The 16,471-nt window shown below is 65.3% G+C and carries 18 protein-coding genes; 15 read left to right on the forward strand and 3 right to left on the reverse strand.

What is annotated here, in order from left to right:
* The first annotated feature begins 62 nt into the window (after positions 1-62).
* From LDB29_RS27360 to LDB29_RS27385, 6 genes are all read left to right on the forward strand, one after another.
* Positions 63-383, forward strand: a complete 321-nt coding sequence (locus LDB29_RS27360) for a hypothetical protein (protein WP_030090587.1) — start codon at positions 63-65, stop codon at positions 381-383.
* 163 nt (positions 384-546) lie between these two features.
* Entirely contained in the window at positions 547-1,059 is a 513-nt protein-coding gene (locus LDB29_RS27365) for a DUF736 domain-containing protein (RefSeq protein WP_062787872.1), read from the forward strand.
* Between the two features lie 190 nt (positions 1,060-1,249).
* Entirely contained in the window at positions 1,250-1,510 is a 261-nt protein-coding gene (locus tag LDB29_RS27370) for a type II toxin-antitoxin system Phd/YefM family antitoxin (RefSeq protein ID WP_037505398.1), read from the forward strand.
* Between the two features lie 3 nt (positions 1,511-1,513).
* The gene (locus LDB29_RS27375) at positions 1,514-1,951 is read left to right on the forward strand and encodes a hypothetical protein (protein ID WP_030090590.1); all 438 of its coding nucleotides are present in this window, start codon (positions 1,514-1,516) and stop codon (positions 1,949-1,951) included.
* Positions 1,952-2,016: 65 nt separating this feature from the next.
* A complete protein-coding gene (locus LDB29_RS27380; protein WP_062787870.1) occupies positions 2,017-2,208 on the forward strand; it encodes a hypothetical protein in 192 nt (63 codons plus the stop codon).
* Between the two features lie 399 nt (positions 2,209-2,607).
* A complete protein-coding gene (locus tag LDB29_RS27385) occupies positions 2,608-2,928 on the forward strand; it encodes a single-stranded DNA-binding protein (protein WP_062787869.1) in 321 nt (106 codons plus the stop codon).
* 32 nt (positions 2,929-2,960) lie between these two features.
* On the opposite strand, the gene LDB29_RS27390 is transcribed toward LDB29_RS27385, so the two are convergent.
* Positions 2,961-3,317, reverse strand: coding sequence for a hypothetical protein (locus LDB29_RS27390; RefSeq protein ID WP_066703409.1), 357 nt, complete (start codon positions 3,315-3,317; stop codon positions 2,961-2,963).
* A 512-nt stretch (positions 3,318-3,829) separates the two neighbouring features.
* On the opposite strand from LDB29_RS27390, the gene LDB29_RS27395 reads away from it, so the two are divergent.
* Together LDB29_RS27395 and LDB29_RS27400 are read left to right on the forward strand one after the other, a co-directional pair.
* The gene (locus tag LDB29_RS27395) at positions 3,830-4,804 is read left to right on the forward strand and encodes a DUF2493 domain-containing protein (RefSeq protein WP_030090592.1); all 975 of its coding nucleotides are present in this window, start codon (positions 3,830-3,832) and stop codon (positions 4,802-4,804) included.
* 211 nt (positions 4,805-5,015) lie between these two features.
* Positions 5,016-5,594 (forward strand): hypothetical protein, encoded by a 579-nt coding sequence (locus LDB29_RS27400; RefSeq protein ID WP_176593287.1) that lies wholly within the window; start codon positions 5,016-5,018, stop codon positions 5,592-5,594.
* 72 nt (positions 5,595-5,666) lie between these two features.
* Here LDB29_RS27400 and LDB29_RS27405 read toward each other — a convergent pair whose 3' ends face one another.
* Positions 5,667-5,831 carry a hypothetical protein gene (locus tag LDB29_RS27405; protein ID WP_157077779.1) on the reverse strand — a complete coding sequence of 55 codons (165 nt, stop codon included), beginning with the start codon at positions 5,829-5,831 and terminating at the stop codon, positions 5,667-5,669.
* Between the two features lie 731 nt (positions 5,832-6,562).
* Between LDB29_RS27405 and LDB29_RS27410 the strand changes: the two genes are divergently transcribed.
* The gene (locus LDB29_RS27410; protein ID WP_062787863.1) at positions 6,563-6,790 is read left to right on the forward strand and encodes a hypothetical protein; all 228 of its coding nucleotides are present in this window, start codon (positions 6,563-6,565) and stop codon (positions 6,788-6,790) included.
* Between the two features lie 113 nt (positions 6,791-6,903).
* Here LDB29_RS27410 and LDB29_RS27415 read toward each other — a convergent pair whose 3' ends face one another.
* Positions 6,904-7,122 (reverse strand): hypothetical protein, encoded by a 219-nt coding sequence (locus LDB29_RS27415; protein WP_030090596.1) that lies wholly within the window; start codon positions 7,120-7,122, stop codon positions 6,904-6,906.
* Positions 7,123-7,780: 658 nt separating this feature from the next.
* Here LDB29_RS27415 and LDB29_RS27420 point away from each other — a divergent pair.
* The 6 genes from LDB29_RS27420 (at position 7,781) to LDB29_RS27445 (ending at position 16,185) form a co-directional block, all read left to right on the forward strand.
* A complete protein-coding gene (locus LDB29_RS27420; RefSeq protein ID WP_030090597.1) occupies positions 7,781-8,071 on the forward strand; it encodes a hypothetical protein in 291 nt (96 codons plus the stop codon).
* Positions 8,061-10,355 carry a type IV secretion system DNA-binding domain-containing protein gene (locus LDB29_RS27425; protein WP_176593288.1) on the forward strand — a complete coding sequence of 765 codons (2,295 nt, stop codon included), beginning with the start codon at positions 8,061-8,063 and terminating at the stop codon, positions 10,353-10,355. Before LDB29_RS27420 ends, LDB29_RS27425 begins: the two co-directional genes overlap by 11 nt.
* A gap of 3 nt (positions 10,356-10,358) precedes the next feature.
* Positions 10,359-13,418: a MobF family relaxase gene (mobF, locus tag LDB29_RS27430; protein WP_030090599.1), complete on the forward strand. Its 3,060-nt coding sequence runs from the start codon at positions 10,359-10,361 to the stop codon at positions 13,416-13,418.
* A 46-nt stretch (positions 13,419-13,464) separates the two neighbouring features.
* A complete protein-coding gene (locus LDB29_RS27435; RefSeq protein ID WP_066703418.1) occupies positions 13,465-13,665 on the forward strand; it encodes a hypothetical protein in 201 nt (66 codons plus the stop codon).
* 45 nt (positions 13,666-13,710) lie between these two features.
* Positions 13,711-14,349, forward strand: a complete 639-nt coding sequence (locus LDB29_RS27440; RefSeq protein WP_070936293.1) for a hypothetical protein — start codon at positions 13,711-13,713, stop codon at positions 14,347-14,349.
* Between the two features lie 177 nt (positions 14,350-14,526).
* Complete coding sequence (locus LDB29_RS27445) at positions 14,527-16,185, forward strand: hypothetical protein (protein ID WP_070936291.1); 1,659 nt, start codon at positions 14,527-14,529, stop codon at positions 16,183-16,185.
* Positions 16,186-16,471: the final 286 nt, after the last annotated feature.

The raw sequence follows: 16,471 nt of genomic DNA on the forward strand, positions 1-16,471 counted from the left end.
TCGAGGCAGAAACGCTTGCGCCCGGGTGTCGCCTCGATACCCTCTGCGCGCGGAGAAAACCGATGACGTCCGTACCGACAGATTATGATTCCGCCCGTGCGGCGCTGACACGGCTTATCCCGCTCGCCATGGGCGACACCGGGCAGGCGCGCCGCGTCGCGAACTTTCTGATGGCCTGGTGGAATGGCCCGGAGCTTGGTCATTTCGAGATCGCCGACATGTTCGGCCTCGACATCGACGTGGCAAACGACATCACGAGCGTGATCGGCTTTCTCGGCCAGAACGACCGCGGCGCCGTCTATATCGACGGTCTCGGTTTCGCCGAAGAGATGCAGGATGTCATTGCCCTGTGGCGGCCATCGGCAAGCGCTCCCCAGACTTGACACGCATCGCGTGATTGCGAGGCCCTGAAGTACCCGACGGCGCCGAAGTGGCGCGTCGGAGCGGCGCTGGCGCGCCTTACTCGGCCGAACGGCCGAGGAGAGGAGCGGGTGAGAGAAGGTGTTCGGACAAGGGGTTCGAGCGCACTTTCTCAGGAGACTTCCCATGAACATCGGCACCATCACCCAGAACGCCAGCGGCACCTACACCGGCAAAATCTCGACGCTCACGGTCGCGATCGTCATCGCCCTTCGCACCGTCCATTCCGCCAATCCGCGTGCGCCCAAGTTCGAGATCCTCGCGCTCTCGGCGGCACGCCAGTGGGTCCAGGTCGGCTCACTGTTCGAGCTGGCGTCCAATGCGACCGGCGAAATGTTCCTCAACGGCAAGATCGAGGATCCCAGCCTCGACAAGCCGCTCTACATCTCGGCGTTCCGTCAGGACGACGGCTCGTACAACATCGTCTGGTCGCGTCCCAACCGCCGCCGCGATGCGCCGACCGACACCGCCCCGGCCGACGACAGCCTGCCGCCGCTGCCCGGTGCGGACGAGCCGGCCAAGCCGAACGGCCTCGCCGGTACGGATGGCCTGGGTGAATCCTCGGCCGAGGGCGCGTTCGGCGGCGAGCCCGCGCAGGGCAATGGCCGCCGTCGCCGCACGCCCGAGATGGCCGACTGACGATCCTCTCTCCCTGCCGCGCGCGTCCCTCCGGCGCGCGGCAACCCCGCAGGGCTCGTTTGCCTCACGGCAAGCGGGCCCTGCCTTCGTTTCCCTGTGACCGTGTCCTCAGCTATCGTCCTCGCGCGCGCGACAGAGAGGACTTGAAATTTATCCGGAAACTCCGTACTTTCCGGACAGGAGAATCACCATGCCCCAGACTGTCAGTTCCGTTGAGGCGTCAAAGGCCTTCGGCCGCATCAGCCGCCAGGCGCTGGTTGCGCCCCTTACCATCACGCATCATGGCCACGATAGCCTCGTGTTGATGTCGGCCGCCGAATATCAGCGGCTCAAGCGGCGCGATCGCGAGGTCTTCACGTTGACTGACGTGCCGGAGGAAATCGTGGAGGGGGTTCGAGCGGCGCGAGCGCCGGCAGAAGCCGCTGCCTTCGATCACGAGGTCGAGTCCTGACGAGTGCAAATTCCCGATCCAGTTCCCGGCCTCGTAATTCGCTACTCGTATCTCTGGAGCCATGAAGCAAAGGCAGGTCACGAAGAAGGCAGCAAAGACCGTCCCTGCGCCGTGCTGCTCGCGACGACAAATAAGGCAGGCGCCAAGATGGTCACCATCCTGCCAGTGACCCATACGCCGCCGTCCGACACGAGCCTTGCCGTTGAAATTCCGCACGCGACGAAGGTTCGTCTCGGGCTCGATGATGATCGCTCGTGGGTCGTCCTCACGGAGCTCAACTATTTTCAATGGCCCGGGCCCGATCTTCGGACGGTGCCCGGCGATCCATTGGGCGAGGTTGCATACGGTCAGCTTCCAACCGCCTTCTACGAAACCATCCGCACCCGCTGGCTCGCCGCCTACGACGCCGGCAAGGTCACGCAGGTCAAGCGTACCTCCTGACCAGTATCGGCCGCGCCCGCATTTGCCACGCGGCGCGGATCATCGCGACTTCGGAGTGAGAACACATGGGAACGAACCAGCGGCACGGCAATCGGGCGGTGAGCACGGCCGAGACCTTGAGCGACAAGCAGCGGGCCGATCTCGCGGGCGCGCGACCTACGGACGAAGAGATCGCCGCCGACCGATGGGCTGATGAGCATGATACCGCGCGCGAAAGGTCCCGCCGCGCGAAACTCCGTCTGCCATTTCGCGCCTGAGGCCGCCGAGGCCGAGCAATACGAGGCTCTGCCCTCAATCCCGATCGCTGCGTCTAGCGGGCCTCGCCGAACGGGCTTGCCCGTCACCGATTGCTGAGCACGAACTCCTGAGGGCGCTCCGCCGCCGGCGCCGGGGTCAAGAGCAGCGCGCCGCGCGATCGTCCATCGGGTAGAGCCCCGCCGCGGCCAGCAGCCTTCCTTCGCCTGTTCCTGACACCTGCGGCGAGACGAAGACGTCCCGCAACCCCATCCGGTCGCCCGTGTTGCCGCTTCGCGGCTGCCCGCGCCAACTCCCTCCAGGGGTTCCCCTCCGCTGACGCTACGGTGCGGACCCTCTCCGCACGCCGCTCTTCGGTGTCACCGGCGGGAAGGCCGCTGGACCCAACGAGGAGCACTACAATGAACAACGTCAATCTCGCCGGCCGCGTCGCCAAGGACCCCGAGACCCGCGGCGCCGTCACCACCCTCATTGTCGCGACCGATCGCGTGAAGCTCAGGGACGGCAAGACCTATGTCGACGACGCCACCGGCTACACCGCCAAAGAGACAGAGTTCCACAAGGTCACCTGCTTCAACGGCCTCGGCAAGGCCGGCGCCTCGCGCAAGAAGGGCGATGTCGTCGCCATCACCGGCCGGCTGCACTATTCGAGTTGGGAGGATCGCGACGGAGTCACCCGGTACGGCTGCGAGATCATCGCCGACAAGATCGACTTCTTCTGACCCGGTAGAGCGGCGCCTGCGGGCGCCGCCCTTCAGCTCAACTGGCCCGGGAAGTTCGCGCGTCGCCCCGTCTCGAGGTTGTGGACCATGTTCTCGACGCCGATCGCGTAGAACTCGCCGACATGGAAGCTCGCCCCATCCCGGAGCTTCCACTCCTGATCGGTGACGACCTTGATCACGCTGTTCACCAGCGCGATCACGTCCTGCTCCGCCAGCGGATAGAGGATCGGCTCGATCTGCCACAGGCGGTCGCCATGAATATCACGTTGCCGCAGGAGCTGCTGATAGACGGCGAGTTTCGCCACCAGCCCCGGTGGCTCATTGCCATGCAACAGTGCAGCATATCGCGATAGACGCTCCTCATAGTTCGCCTGAATCTGGGCCTTCACTCTTCATTCCTTCAACATTGCCTGCGGCGTCGGTGCTCGATCATTTGGCGCATCCCGGCCCTTCGACAGGCTCAGGCCGGGACCGGCGCTCTACTCGCCTGCGGCTCCCGGAGCCACGGCCTTGCCGCGTCTCCGCCCTGCCGGGTTACGATCACCTTGCGGGGGTGATGGGGAGGGGGTTTCTCCTGGGACAGTATGGAGCGATTTGCTGTTAACCCGGCCGCCGCGCGGCCGGGGCAAATCCAATTCTCTCTCTAACATCTCGGTATCAGACAAGCTTCATCGCCGTAGTGTGATGTGCCTTGGGGGGCTTTCTCAAGGATGCGCGGTCCCCCCAATTTTCCCGGGACCGTCGCTGCGCTCTGGCCCCAAGAAAATCGGTTCCCCCACGCCCCGCCGAGGCGGCGCGGGGACTTGTCCCCGCGTCCCTGACAAAGCCCCGTCGGCCCATCCGATGAGATTTCATCTTTCATCCAATCCCGGATGAGAGATCGACTTGTTCGGAGGCTTTTATGACTTCTTTCAACAATTTCGCCGACCTTGCCAGCTTCGTCGCCGCGTCGCGTGAAAATGACGGACTGACCCAGACCTACGAGGGCGCGTTCATCGAACATAGCGAGATGGCCAAGCTCAGCATCGTCGAAGCGCCCGAAGCACTTGACATGCCCGATCCCGAGCAGGTGCGGGCCGCCACCGAGATGATGATGCAGACCATGTTCGACGTGCTGCGCGACACCCGCATGGAGCCGTTTGCGGCCGATCTGGCGTGGGGTTTCGCCAACAGCTTCCATGTCGTGGCGAAGCGTATCGAGGGCCGCGAGGATGACGCCGCCAAGAAGCTCGGCGATCTCGCACGCAGCTATGATCCGTCCGAGATCTACGCGACCGAACTCGAAGACACCCAGCTCCTCTGCCAGACCCTCCAGGGTTGCCGCGAGGCGATGGAATGCATGCGCGACCATGCCGCCGAGGTCTATCGGGTCGAAACCGGCAAGCCCTTCTCGCCGGTGCGGGGAAGCCGGGTTTCCAGCGCGCTTACCGCATCGATGATCGAGGCCCGCGACTATCTTGCCTCGAAAGCCCGGGAGCGCCGCGAGCAGTTCGCCCCCGAAGGCCCGGTCGTGGCGTTCTCCGGTGGTCAGGTGTGGGAGGACGTGGACCTGCTCTGGAACGGTCTCGACAGCATCAAGGCACGCATCCCGGAGATGATCCTCGCGACCACCGCGCAAGCGAAGGGCTGCGATGCCGTGGCGCACGCATGGGCGGCATCGCGCGGCGTCAAGGTCATCCAGTTCCGCCTCGATCGCAGTCAGGGCAACCGCGCCGCCTTCGTCCGCAATGACCGCATTCTCGGTCTCAAGCCGGTGGAAGCCGTCATCTGCGAAGGCTCGGGCATCCAGCAGAACCTCGCCCAGAAGCTGCGGCAGGCGGGGGTGCCGCTGCACATCGTCCGCCTCGCGCACCAGCGCACCCAGCGCAGCGCGTGAGTGCTCGCTTGGAGGGGCTCCGGCTTCGGCCGGGGCCTCTCCATCTTTTTCTGCGTGGACATGCGGCGCTCAGGGGCATCGAGCCCCTTCGCGCCGCGGGGGACTGAGCGCTGGCGCGCTCGCGCAATGGCCACCATTCGCACTGACTTCGCCCCGCCAGGCGGCCAGAGGGGAGAAGGGACGGGTGCTGCGTTCAGCAAGGGAGGACGAGATGTCCATTGTGTTTCGCATCACCACATCGGCCGACCATCAGGAACGCCAGACCGCCGTCATCAACGCCCGCCAGCTCGCCGCCTTCCGGGAATTTCTGCGCGGCCAAGGCGAGCGTCTCGACATGACCCTGCTGGATCCAGATTTCGCGGAGGACGACTATCTCTCCTATCGGTTCGAGGCGCGTGTCTGCCCGCTGGCGCTCGCCAGCATCGCACGCATCTTCGACTATCAGACCGATGTCATCACGGTGCTGGATGAGGCCCAGTTTCGCGGCCGCCGGGTCAGCGTCTATCGCGAGGGCGACACTGGCCCGATCACCCTGTCGGTCGGGCTGACCTCCGATCTCGGCCTCGAACTCGATCTGGCCTATCAGAATGCGTTCCCGCTGCTCGAAGGGCTTGGACTGCGACCGGAGAGCGTCGGCGAAATCCCGGTCGACAATGTCCGTGCCCGCCTCGCTGATCCCGCGATCCGGCGCAGCGTCGAAGCGCAGGGTGCAGCCCCATACCTGTCCCGGCTCGACCGCCTGATCGCGACCGGAGATCTTGACGACAGTTCCCGTCTGGAATGGGCATAGCCTCCGCCCGGACCAGACGTCGCGAAGGGGCGCGTCGCCGCGCGCGGCGCGCCCCGCAATGCCGCTGCGAGCCTATGCCGCGACCGGCGTTCGCGGTGTCAGCAGGGTATCGATCGCGCGCTGCAATTGGTCGGCGGCATCGACATCGTTTGTCGCCGCCAGATACTCTTTGGCCTGCCGCATCAATGCCAGCGCAAGCGCCCGTGTCACCGTCGGGTCCGTCTCCGAGAGGTCCATATCGCTACCTCGAGCGCGGTCCATCCTCGCGAGCTTCCGGGCCGTCGCTCCTCCCCGGAGAGCTCCCGCGCCGTGCGCGGGAGCCGGGGCTGGTAACACGTCGAGACATGCGCCTACGCTTTTAGTGCCAAGGCACCTGGACATGTGCGCAGGCACCCCGGCGTGAGATCACACCGAGCTGCCTTTCTCGACGGGATTACCAGTCCCGGCGCCGCAGCCTTCGCAGCGCAATCCGGCGCCTAACACAGACCTCCTGTGACACCAAGGCGAAGTCGTTTCGGCCCTGTCCAGCACCCTCCCGGATCAGTGGATTGTCCATCCGCTCCGCCCGCTGGCCGAGATCGGTGAAGGGTCCGTGCACGCCGTTCTCATAATTCGCAAAAGCCATGATGGGGCGGCGTTTCATCGTGACGACACCGGCTCGCTCGCGTGCCGCACGGACCCGTCGGTCCGCGCGCCGCTACGCCTTGCCGGAGGCGCTTCCCCGAGAGGAAAAATCTCTCACAGTCTTCCCATTCTGTCGGGCGGACGAGACCGTCTCAAGCCCGGCGGGGCCCCACCATTTTCTTCGGCGGATCGGGCGCTGCGCATCAATCTCGAACGACGGTGGCCGCCGAAGAAAATCGTGACCCCCACCGCCGCTTTGCGGTCGCCGGCAAGCCGGCGAGGCCTGACACGGTCCCGCCCGCCCGACGCCATTCCCCTGTCATTCAAGACGACAGGAGACGAACATGCAGACGATCACGAACATCGCCGCCGCCGATCAGCACGCCGCCTACTTCGCCGCCGTCGCCAATGCCGAGCGCCGCGCGATGCACAGCTACTTCGACCAGCATGTGGTCGAGGACGATGAGCTGGGGTTCCTCGCCATTGACGAGGGCGACTACGGCGCGCTCGGACAGGCGATGATCGACCGGATCGTCTACACCGCGCCGGGCGGCATCATCGACGAATTCTGAACGATAGGGGAGGGGCTGCGGCCTCTCCCCTTTTTTTGCTGGGAGAGGAACGGTCACGGGGGGCATCGAGCCCCCCATGACCGTGCCGCGGCGTTGCCGCGGCGGGGGATGATTCAGGCCTTGAGCCGCTTTTCGACTTCCTCGAAACCCAGTGTCTTGATGCGGGCCGTCAGATCGGCGAGCCGCTTAGGTTCAAGCTTCAGCAGTCCGGATTTCTCGATCGTCGCGATCGCCTGCTCGCGCTCTTTCTCTTCGAGCTTCCTGCGCCGCTCTTCCAGCCGGCGCTGATCCTCTTCGAGAGCCTGTCTCTCCTGTTCCAGTGTCTTTGCCATAGGTGCCTCTTGTGAAGGCTAATCGGGCTATGAACTGGCTGAACATAGCGCTGGTTGGTGAGGGCAGGAAGAAGAAGATTCATGGGGCTGGGCGCATCGGGCCTGCGCCCGACGACGGCTCTATTCGCTAGGGCTCCCGATGCCCTTCAGGCAACGAGAGCCCAACCTCACGGAGCCAAGGCATGCGCCTTGTCTCCGCCCTTCGGGTCACGATCCTCGCCTTTCCAACGCGGCCCTTTGGCCGACGTTGATGCTGCGCATCGGGGCTTTTCGCGCCCTGATCGGATCGGTGACACCGGCCTCGCGCGTTCCGCCTCACGGCGGCGCGTACCTCGCCGGTCCCGGCAACCGGCTCCTCTCCGACGACATCGTAACAGGCCCAGGGACAGGGGATCGGGCTCTTGGGATTAGCACACCCTACGCACCTGAAGGTGCATGAGTTCCGTTGTTTCACAACGGGTTAGCGCGGAAGGAAAGGAGACTACGTTGTAGTACGAGCTGGTGGGCGGGCAAAAACGGCGGAAATCAGCCATTCGCGCGTAGTCTGTGAGACTACGGCCTGCTGGTCCATGACGATCAACTTGCCGGAACCGGGCCGCTCGGCTATAAATAGAGCCATTCTTCAGTCCCCACCAGCCTCCCTGCTAGGAGGTTGGTCTTGGCTACCAGTTACCGGCATTACAACGTCCGCCTGGAGCGCGCCCAATGGGACCGCCTCAGCGTGATCGCCGCCGAACAGAAATTGAGCGTCGCCGACGTCATCCGGTCGGCCCTCAATGTCTTCCTTTCATCCTCCGACGTGCTGACCGCGAGCCAGCGCCGCCTGGCCCGGATCAGCGAGTTCCAGCAGCTCGTGCTCGACGTCATTCTGCGCGAGCAATATCCTGAGCTTCGCGACCGCCTCGTTGCCGAAACCGACAAGCGCCTGGTGCAATATCATGGCGCGTGAGGACATCCGCTCGAACGGGAAAAACATCCCGCTGACCCACCACTCTGCGCGCGGCCGCGTGCAGCGAAACTCGGGCAATTTCACCCGCGGCTCACAGCTTCTCACCCACGAGATGCTGATGTGGTTTTCGGGCGCGCGGCTGCCCATCATGGTCTGGTTCTTCGCCTTCCTCGCGGCCTGGTTCGTCATCCTCTCGATCCGCCTCGACGAGCACGGATTCCAGCTCGTCTGCATGAAGATCTATTCGGCGCTCTGGAACTGGGTCGACCTCAATCCCAACAAGCGCGTCAACGTCACCCTGCCCAATGGCGAGATCTACAAAACGGTCATGCCCGTGGTGCCCTATATCCCGGCCGTGCAGCAGGCCTGGGAGACCACCATCCGGGCGCTGATCGGCTCGATCCTCGTCTCGGTTTTCGTGGTCGCGCCACTCACCATCTGGTTCGTCGACATCTCGCGCAGGCGTGGGCGTTCGATCCTTCAGGAACGCCATGAGCGCGGCGCCATGCTGGTCGATCGCGCCGTGCTGGTCTCCGAAATCGCGCAGCACAATGCGGAAAAATTCGCGGAGGACGCGCGCGAGTTCTTCCCCGGCCGCTCGTCCGCCGCCGTGCTCAAATTGCCGTTCGCGACACGGAAGGCGGGCGGCATCCACCATCCCTATACGCTCGCCGGCATCCCCTATCCGCACCGCCTCGAGCAGTCCCATTCCATGCTGATCGGCACCACCGGCGCGGGCAAGACCACCGAGCTCAGGAGTCTGGTCAGCCAGATGCGCCAGCGCCAGGACAGCGCCGTGATCTTCGATCTCACCGGCGCCTATGTCGAAGCCTTCTACGATCCCATGCGCGACACGATCCTGGACCCGATGGACCAGCGCTGCCCGGCCTGGTCGATCTTCAACGACTGCTCGACCTACAGCCATTTCACGTCGGCCGCCGCGGCGCTCATTCCCTCCGATGGCGGCTCGTCCGAGCCCTTCTGGGCGCTCGCGGCCCGCACCCTGTTCATCGAGATGTGCGTCCGGCTTCAGGAGCGCGGCCAGACCACCAACCTGGCGCTCGCCGAGAACCTGATGACCGCCGATTTGAAGCGGGTGCATCGCTTCCTCGCGAACACCATCGCCGACCCGCTGACCGCCCCGGAAGCGGCCCGCATGGCGGAATCGATCCGCGCCGTCTTCAACACCAATGCGCAGGTCCTGCGTTTCCTGCCCGACGAAGGAGAGCCGTTCTCGATCCGGCACTGGATGACCACCGAGCGCGCGCCCGGATCGATCCTGTTCGTCACCTCCGACTACGACGATCTGGAGATGAACCGGCCGCTGCTGACGCTCTGGATGAACATCGCCATCACCAGCCTCATGACGCTGCCGCGCACGCGCAGCTTGCGGACCTGGTTCATGTTCGATGAGGTCGGCGCGCTGCACCGCCTGCCTGCGATCGAGAAGGGCCTGCAGACCGCGCGGAACTTCGGCGGCGCAATGATCCTGGGGCTCCACAGCTTCCAGAAGCTGGTCGAGGTCTATGGCGAGGAAGGCGCGCGAAATCTCGCCTCGCTCGCCCGCTCCAAGCTCATCCTCGCGACCAGCGAGTTCAAGACCGCCGAGGAGTGCTCGCAGTACATCGGCAACCGCGAAGTGCGGCAGATGGATGAGGCCTATAGCTACGGCTACAACAACAATCGCGACGCCTCGACCCTGACTCCGCGCAAGCAGGTCGAGCCCCTCGTGATCCCCGACGACATCACCAACCTGCCCTCGATGCACGGGTTCGTGAAATTCCCCGACGGTTTCCCGGCCGCGCGCATCCTTCTCGAATGGAAGAACTACCCCATCGTGGCGCCGGGCTTCCTGAAGCGTCCCGTGATGCAGCCCGTCCGGTCCAAGCGCGGGGAGGAGATTTTCGACGAGGAGGGCGGTGAGGCCGGCGGCAGGGACGGCGCCGTCCAGATCGTGGATGAGGTGGTCGAGCCAACCAATCTTGCGAAGGAAATGGCGGCGCGGATCCTGCAGTCGCCGAGCGAGGACCAGGCCGCCGAAACCCATCGTACCGCCCCGCGTAGCGATGACCGGCCGGTGCCCCCGCAGGCGAAGGGAGCGGGCGGCGGCAAGGAGGACGGCGCGCGCGGCAGGGACGCCCAGCAGGAGACCGGCCAGCGGCCCGCCGACGACCGGCGCGGACCGTCACCGCAGGCGCCGCAAGTCGAGGATCAGACCCTCATCGAACTGCGTCAGGGCTTCGCCGCGGGCCGTGACCAGGACGATCTCGACATGGGGATCTGATCCATGCTCTCGGTCGCCGCCGTCCGTTCCGCATCAGGCGCCGCGAACTATTTCGCGAAGGACGACTTCAAGGACAATTACTACACGGCCGATGGCTCCTCCGAGGTCAGTGCCTGGGGCGGGGCAGGGGCCGAAGCCCTCGCGCTTGAAGGCGAAGTCAGCCGCGAAAGCTTCGAGCAGATTCTGAGCGGCGTCCTGCCGAGCGGAGAGGGCGTCGCCCAGGTCGAAAACCGGCGCAACGGTGTCGACCTCACCTTCTCCGCGCCCAAGTCCGTGTCGGTCATGGCCTATGTCGCCGGCGACAAGCGGGTGCTCGCCGCCAACATGGTCGCGGTCCAGAAAACCATGGCCTGGGTCGAGAAGAATCTCGCCGAAGGGCGCAAGGACGTCGAGGGTCGCAAGGTGCCGGTGCCGACCGGCAAGCTCGTCTATGCGCTGTTCCAGCACGACACCAGTCGCGCGCTCGATCCGCAGGCCCATGTCCACTCCGTCATCGCCAATCTGACCCAGATGCCCGACGGCAAATGGCAGGCGCTGCACGCCGACAAGATCTGGTCGAATAACGCGGTCGTCGGGGCGATCTACCACGCCTACCTGCGCGCCGGGCTGGAGAAGCTCGGCTACCAGGTCGAGCTCAAGGGCAAGCACGGCACGTTCGAGATCATGGGCGTGCCCAAGGCGATCATCGATGCCTTCAGCCAACGGCGCGAGGCGATCCTCGAGAAGGCGGCCGAGCTCGGCATCGTCTCGGCCAAGGGGCGCGACGGCGTGACCACCACCACCCGCGATCCCAAGCTCAATGTCGAGGACCGCGACGGGCTCCTCAAAGGATGGATCGACAAGGCGGCGGAGCTCGGGTTCGACGGCAAAGGACTGCTCGCCTCGGCGCTGGCCCGGGCAGGGCAGGGCGCCGCCGACAACAAGCTGGAGCGGGGCTTCCGGGCGGTCACCGACGCGATCGCCGGCGCGCGCGATCTCATCGGCGGCTTCCTTCGCTCGCCCGATCCGCTGATCGACAGCGGCCTTGCCCGCGCCACCAAATCGCCGGCCGTCGCCCGGACGCAATTGGCGGTAGCCTCGGCCGTCCGCATCCTCGCCGAACGCGAGGCGGCGTTCGACGTCAACAAGCTCTCCAAGACCGCGCTGGACCTCGGCCTGAAGGGCGTCACCATCGAGACGGTCGAGCACCGGATCGAGCAGCTCTACGACAACCGCCAGCTAATCCCCGGTGTCGCCCGCGCCGGCGACAAGGGCGTCCGGATGGTGACCACCCAGGAGGCGCTGCGCACCGAGGAAGCCGTTCTCAAGGCGGTCGATGCGGGCGTGGGCAAGGCGGTGCCGATACTCCCCGCGCAGGATGGGCCCGCCCGCCTGCAGGAGGTCGCCGATCGCCCGCTCAATGCGGGGCAGCTCGCAGCCGCGACCCTGATCCTCTCCTCCGAAGATCGGACCGTGACTGTCCAGGGCGTCGCCGGCGCCGGGAAGTCGACCATGCTGCAGGCGGTTGCCCGGATCGCGGAAGGCGAAGGCAAGGATGTGCTGGGCCTGGCCTTCCAGAACAAGATGGTCGCCGACCTCGCCGAAGGGGCCGGGATCAAGAGCCAGACGATCGCCTCGTTCGTGCTCGCCAACGAGCGCTACCTGACCGAGCGCGATACGCCGCGCTACGAGGAGGCGCGCGAGCGGCTCGGCGGCGCGATGCTGGTCGTGGACGAGACCTCGATGGTCTCCAGCGCCGACATGCTGAAGCTTCACAGCATCGTCGAGGCGCTCGGCATCGACAAGCTCGTGCTGGTTGGCGATCGCCAGCAGCTCTCCTCGATCGACGCCGGCAAGTCCTTCGCGATGATCCAGGCCGCCGGCGGCACGATGGCCCGAATGGACGAGAATATCCGTCAGCGGACCGACACGCTGCGCACCGTCGCCGCGCTCGCCAATGTCGGTAAGGCGGGCGAGGCGATGAAGGTGCTGGGCGATAACGTCCACGAAAGCGCGAACCCGCCCGAAGAGGCCGCCGACAGGTGGCTCGCGCTGGGGGCGGACGACCGTGCCGCGACCCAGGTGTTTGCGTCTGGCCGGGAGTCCCGCGCCATCATCAACCAGCGCATCCAGGACGGCCTTGCCGCCGAGGGCACCGTGCGGGGCGAGGGCATCCATCTCATCGTCTATGACCGCGTGAACCTGACCCGCGAGGAGCTTCGCTACGCCGCCAGCTATCGGCCCGGCCTCACCCTCGATGTCGGCCGCGGCGGCGCGCAGGACGTCGGGCTCGCGCAGGGACGCTATGACGTCTCCAGGGTGCTGCCCTCGGGCAAGGTCGAACTGGTCGATGGGCGCCGCAAGATTCGCTTCGACCCGCAGCGCCTCTCGCCCACCGAAAAGCGGGACCGGCTCGAACTCACCGAGAAGAAGGATCTGCATGTCCGCGAGGGGGATCGCATCCGCTGGACCGCGAACGACAAGCCGCGCGACCTGCACAACGCGGCGCTCGCCCGGATCATCTCGGCCGATGCCTCGGGCATCACCGTCGAGACGGCGGGCAATCAGACCCTGACATTGGCGCCGGGCGATCCGATGCTCTCGCGTTTGGACCTCGCCTACGCGCTCAACATGCACATGGCGCAGGGCATCACCACCGACAAGGCGATCACGGTCATGGACAGCCATGAGCGCAACCTGTCGAACCAGCGCCTGTTCAATGTGGGCGTGACGCGGGTGCGCGACGAACTCACCATGATCGTGGACGATAAGGAAAAGCTCGAACGCCAGCTCGACCACAATGCCGGCAACAAGACCTCGGCCCTAGAGACGGTCGGCCGCCTCGATATCGACGGCAAGAAGGGCGGCGCCAAGCCGGTGAAGTTCGATCCCGGCCCGATCGACGGGATCAACCTCGCGGATCAGCCGGACATCCTCGCCGATCTTCCCCCCATTCCGGACGGGCCGCTTGAGCCCGCAGCACCGATCAAGGGCGACGGCCTCAAGGCGCCCCCGGATCTCAAGCCCGAAAAGGCAGACCTGCTGCCGCCGCTGCCCGAGCGCAGCCTGGGCCTTGATCTTTGATGACGAACGGTCGGCGCGGTGCCGGCTGAAAGCAAGGAGAGTGACGATGGCATGGGATTTTGACGAAGGCGGCAAGTTCGGCAGCGAGAAGGCCGCCGAGGACTATGCCCGGCGCAACGGCCTCAGCAATGCGGACTTCCGCACCCGGCGCAAGGGTGATGAGGTCGAGCTGGAGATCCGCCGCTCCGCCATCGACGGCCGAAACCTTCGTGACGCGGGCGAAGGCCGCAAGGGCGGTTGGTTTTGATCCGGACGTCGGCGGCCCGGACATTCGGCAGGAGGCGGCTGTCCAATGGGCATCGATGATCGCGACTATATGCGAGCGCGCCACAGACAGCGCGCCAACCGGACGAGATGGAACGAGGGTAGGGGGCGGATCGAGGCGGCCTGGCTTGATCCGCGCCACCAGCGATATCGCCGACAACCGTCTGCGGCGGCGATCGCTGTCCGTTTCGCCCTGCCGGTGCTGAGCCTGCTGCTGATCCTGATCCCATTCTATGGGGACGCGCAACGTCATGGCTGGATTCCTGATCTCGAGCCGGCGCAGCCGTTTCCGGAGAGCGGGTCGGTTACGGTTGGGGCCAATGTTATCGGTCTGATCAAACGCAGCAATCTCACGATCGAGGCAGCCGATTCCAACACGGTGGTGCAATTGGTGGACCCGGATACGAACGCCCATGCACTGTCGATCTATGTTGCCGCCAATGACCGGGTGTCCCTGCCGGTGCCTGCGGGTACGTACCGGGTCCGCCTGATCGAGGGGCGGAAGTGGCACGGCGCGAAGCGCTATTTCGGGCCGAACACATCCTACGAGACGGTGGCCAGTCTGATAGAGTTCACGCCGACGATGGGTCACGTCATCGACCTGCATCGTCGGCCCGGCGGCAATCTGGAGACGCGGATGATGGGCTCTCGACCAGCGCCGCTTTGACCGGGGCGGCCCGCCCCACCAGAACCTAAGATGCCATCAATGACACTTTACCCCGAAACGCCTGGTAGAGTGTCATTGATGACAATCATTCGACGAGGGAAAGTGCGTCCATGATGCTTGGGCCAGGCAGGCATGTTAGCGAGGGCGACCACCATAACGACGAGAATCGCTACCTGAATGCCGCACCATATCTTCTATTCCTGGCAAAGCGACACGGAGAACCGGATCGGTCGCGGCTTGATTCAGTGGGCGCTGGACCGCGCCATTCGAACCGTCAATGCGGACGCCGACGTTGATCCCGCCGATCGTGAGCTTCGCGCCGATCGCGACACTGTGAATGTGCCGGGCATGCCGCCGCTCGCGGACACCATCTTCGGAAAGATCGACCGGGCGGTCGCCTTCCTGTCCGACCTCACGCACGTTGCCACGCGCGCCAAGGGCCAGCTCTCGCCCAACCCCAATGTCCTGCTCGAGCATGGCTGGGCGCTAAAATCGCGCGGGTGGGGCAGGATGATCGGCGTCATGAACACAGCGATGGGCCATCCCGACGAGCATCCTCTTCCGTTCGACCTCACCCATTTCAAACGGCCGATCCTCTTCCACTGTCCGGCCGACGCGACCGACGAGGAGCGCCAGGCGGCGCGGGCAGGGCTTCAGAAGGATCTGGAGAGCGCTCTTCGCCTGATTCTCGACGACGAGGTTCTTATGGCGGCTGCGCCGCCGGCCGAACCTCACCCTCATGATGTTGAGCTGTTGCAGCGGTATCGCCAGCAAATCCCGGAGCTGCTGCGCCAGTTCCTGCGCGAGCATAATTTCGGGACGCCCTATCCGCGCAAGGCACTCGATCCCCTCGATGATATGGCTGCTACCTGGGCGGGCGCTGCCTTCGATTTCGAGGACACCGCGCTACAGGAGGCCGCCATGGCGCTTCGCGCGGCGAACACCTCTCTCATGGAGCTGGTCTATGAGCGCATCCATGTGATGGACCGGAACCCCAACATGGTCTGGCCGAAGACCGACTATGACGTGCGGCACGGCACGCAGCAGGTCACCCTGGATGCGATCCGGGAACTCAATGCGCGCGCCGGAACGCTGATCGGCGCGATAGATGCGTTCGAGAAGGTTGGGCGCTCCCGAATTCGTGTCGCGCCGCCGGCGCCAACGGCGCCGCAGGTGGATCCCCGCTGGGAGGCCGCGCGGACCGCGATTTCAGAGCTGGCGGCGGACCGGATGCGAGGAGGGCTTCCCGAGATCGTCGCCATGCCCAGCATGACGCTGCGCATTGTGCCGCTCGCTGCGATGGATCGGCCGGCTCTCGATCCAAAGACCGTCCTCGCTGCGGCGCTCCGCTTTCCGCCTGACAGCCAGGTCCGGGTTCAGTCAGATTCGGATGAGCGCCAATGGTGGAGCTATGGCCTGCCGCTCATTCAGACCGAAAATAACCCGGAGACCCGGTGGCGCACGCGCCTTGTTCGACCCGGCCTGATTGAATTCGAGGCGATGATCGGCGCCCGGATCGACGATGATCCCGAGATCCTGGTGAATGGTCGCGAGCTGGAAGCATCGATCGCCGCCCATCTCGAGCGTCTTGCCGCCGTGCTCGCCGACGTGGGCCTGGCCGGTTCCGGCCTCGTTTCCATCGCATTCCGGGGAGTGGAAGACGTCGAGTTGACGCGCGCCCGCGGTGGCGGTCGCAAGATCCGAAAGCCCGAGCTGTTCCTGCCTGAGCTTCAGGTGACCGATCTTGCCGCGCCGATGCAGCCGCAGCTGCAGGAGCAATTCAATATCCTCTGGCAGGCGTCGGGCTGGGCCGACGGCTCGCCGTCGTTCGACTGACCGGGTGCGCGCTGTGGAGCTCAAGCCCCCGTCACCGGAAGAGGGAGATGCCGGTCTTCAGGCGTTCCGTGAGGCAGCCAAGCTCCATGAGGATACGTTGCGCAGCCGGATGTCCCGCGAATTCTATCGAAAGGACCTGGCAAAGTGGCAGAAACTCTACGCGACGCTCGCAGGGAAACGCGCGGCAGGCTCGGCAACGGCCGTTCATTTCACTCGACTATCGGCGCTCTGCGGTGAGCTGCTGACAGAATATGGACCGGAGGCGCCGCCCAAGAAGCGGGTGCCC

It is taken from the genome of Sphingobium sp. CFD-2 (assembly GCF_024611135.1).
GTDB lineage: Bacteria > Pseudomonadota > Alphaproteobacteria > Sphingomonadales > Sphingomonadaceae > Sphingobium > Sphingobium fuliginis.

Coding starts and splice junctions, on each gene's coding strand:
- LDB29_RS27440 (WP_070936293.1), top strand. CDS start 13,711: ATGGGCATCGATGATCGCGACTATATGCGAGCGCGCCACAGACAGCGC.
- mobF (WP_030090599.1), top strand. CDS start 10,359: ATGCTCTCGGTCGCCGCCGTCCGTTCCGCATCAGGCGCCGCGAACTAT.
- LDB29_RS27360 (WP_030090587.1), top strand. CDS start 63: ATGACGTCCGTACCGACAGATTATGATTCCGCCCGTGCGGCGCTGACA.
- LDB29_RS27410 (WP_062787863.1), top strand. CDS start 6,563: ATGCAGACGATCACGAACATCGCCGCCGCCGATCAGCACGCCGCCTAC.
- LDB29_RS27400 (WP_176593287.1), top strand. CDS start 5,016: ATGTCCATTGTGTTTCGCATCACCACATCGGCCGACCATCAGGAACGC.
- LDB29_RS27395 (WP_030090592.1), top strand. CDS start 3,830: ATGACTTCTTTCAACAATTTCGCCGACCTTGCCAGCTTCGTCGCCGCG.
- LDB29_RS27380 (WP_062787870.1), top strand. CDS start 2,017: ATGGGAACGAACCAGCGGCACGGCAATCGGGCGGTGAGCACGGCCGAG.
- LDB29_RS27385 (WP_062787869.1), top strand. CDS start 2,608: ATGAACAACGTCAATCTCGCCGGCCGCGTCGCCAAGGACCCCGAGACC.
- LDB29_RS27405 (WP_157077779.1), bottom strand. CDS start 5,831: ATGGACCTCTCGGAGACGGACCCGACGGTGACACGGGCGCTTGCGCTG.
- LDB29_RS27365 (WP_062787872.1), top strand. CDS start 547: ATGAACATCGGCACCATCACCCAGAACGCCAGCGGCACCTACACCGGC.
- LDB29_RS27445 (WP_070936291.1), top strand. CDS start 14,527: ATGCCGCACCATATCTTCTATTCCTGGCAAAGCGACACGGAGAACCGG.
- LDB29_RS27415 (WP_030090596.1), bottom strand. CDS start 7,122: ATGGCAAAGACACTGGAACAGGAGAGACAGGCTCTCGAAGAGGATCAG.
- LDB29_RS27435 (WP_066703418.1), top strand. CDS start 13,465: ATGGCATGGGATTTTGACGAAGGCGGCAAGTTCGGCAGCGAGAAGGCC.
- LDB29_RS27425 (WP_176593288.1), top strand. CDS start 8,061: ATGGCGCGTGAGGACATCCGCTCGAACGGGAAAAACATCCCGCTGACC.
- LDB29_RS27370 (WP_037505398.1), top strand. CDS start 1,250: ATGCCCCAGACTGTCAGTTCCGTTGAGGCGTCAAAGGCCTTCGGCCGC.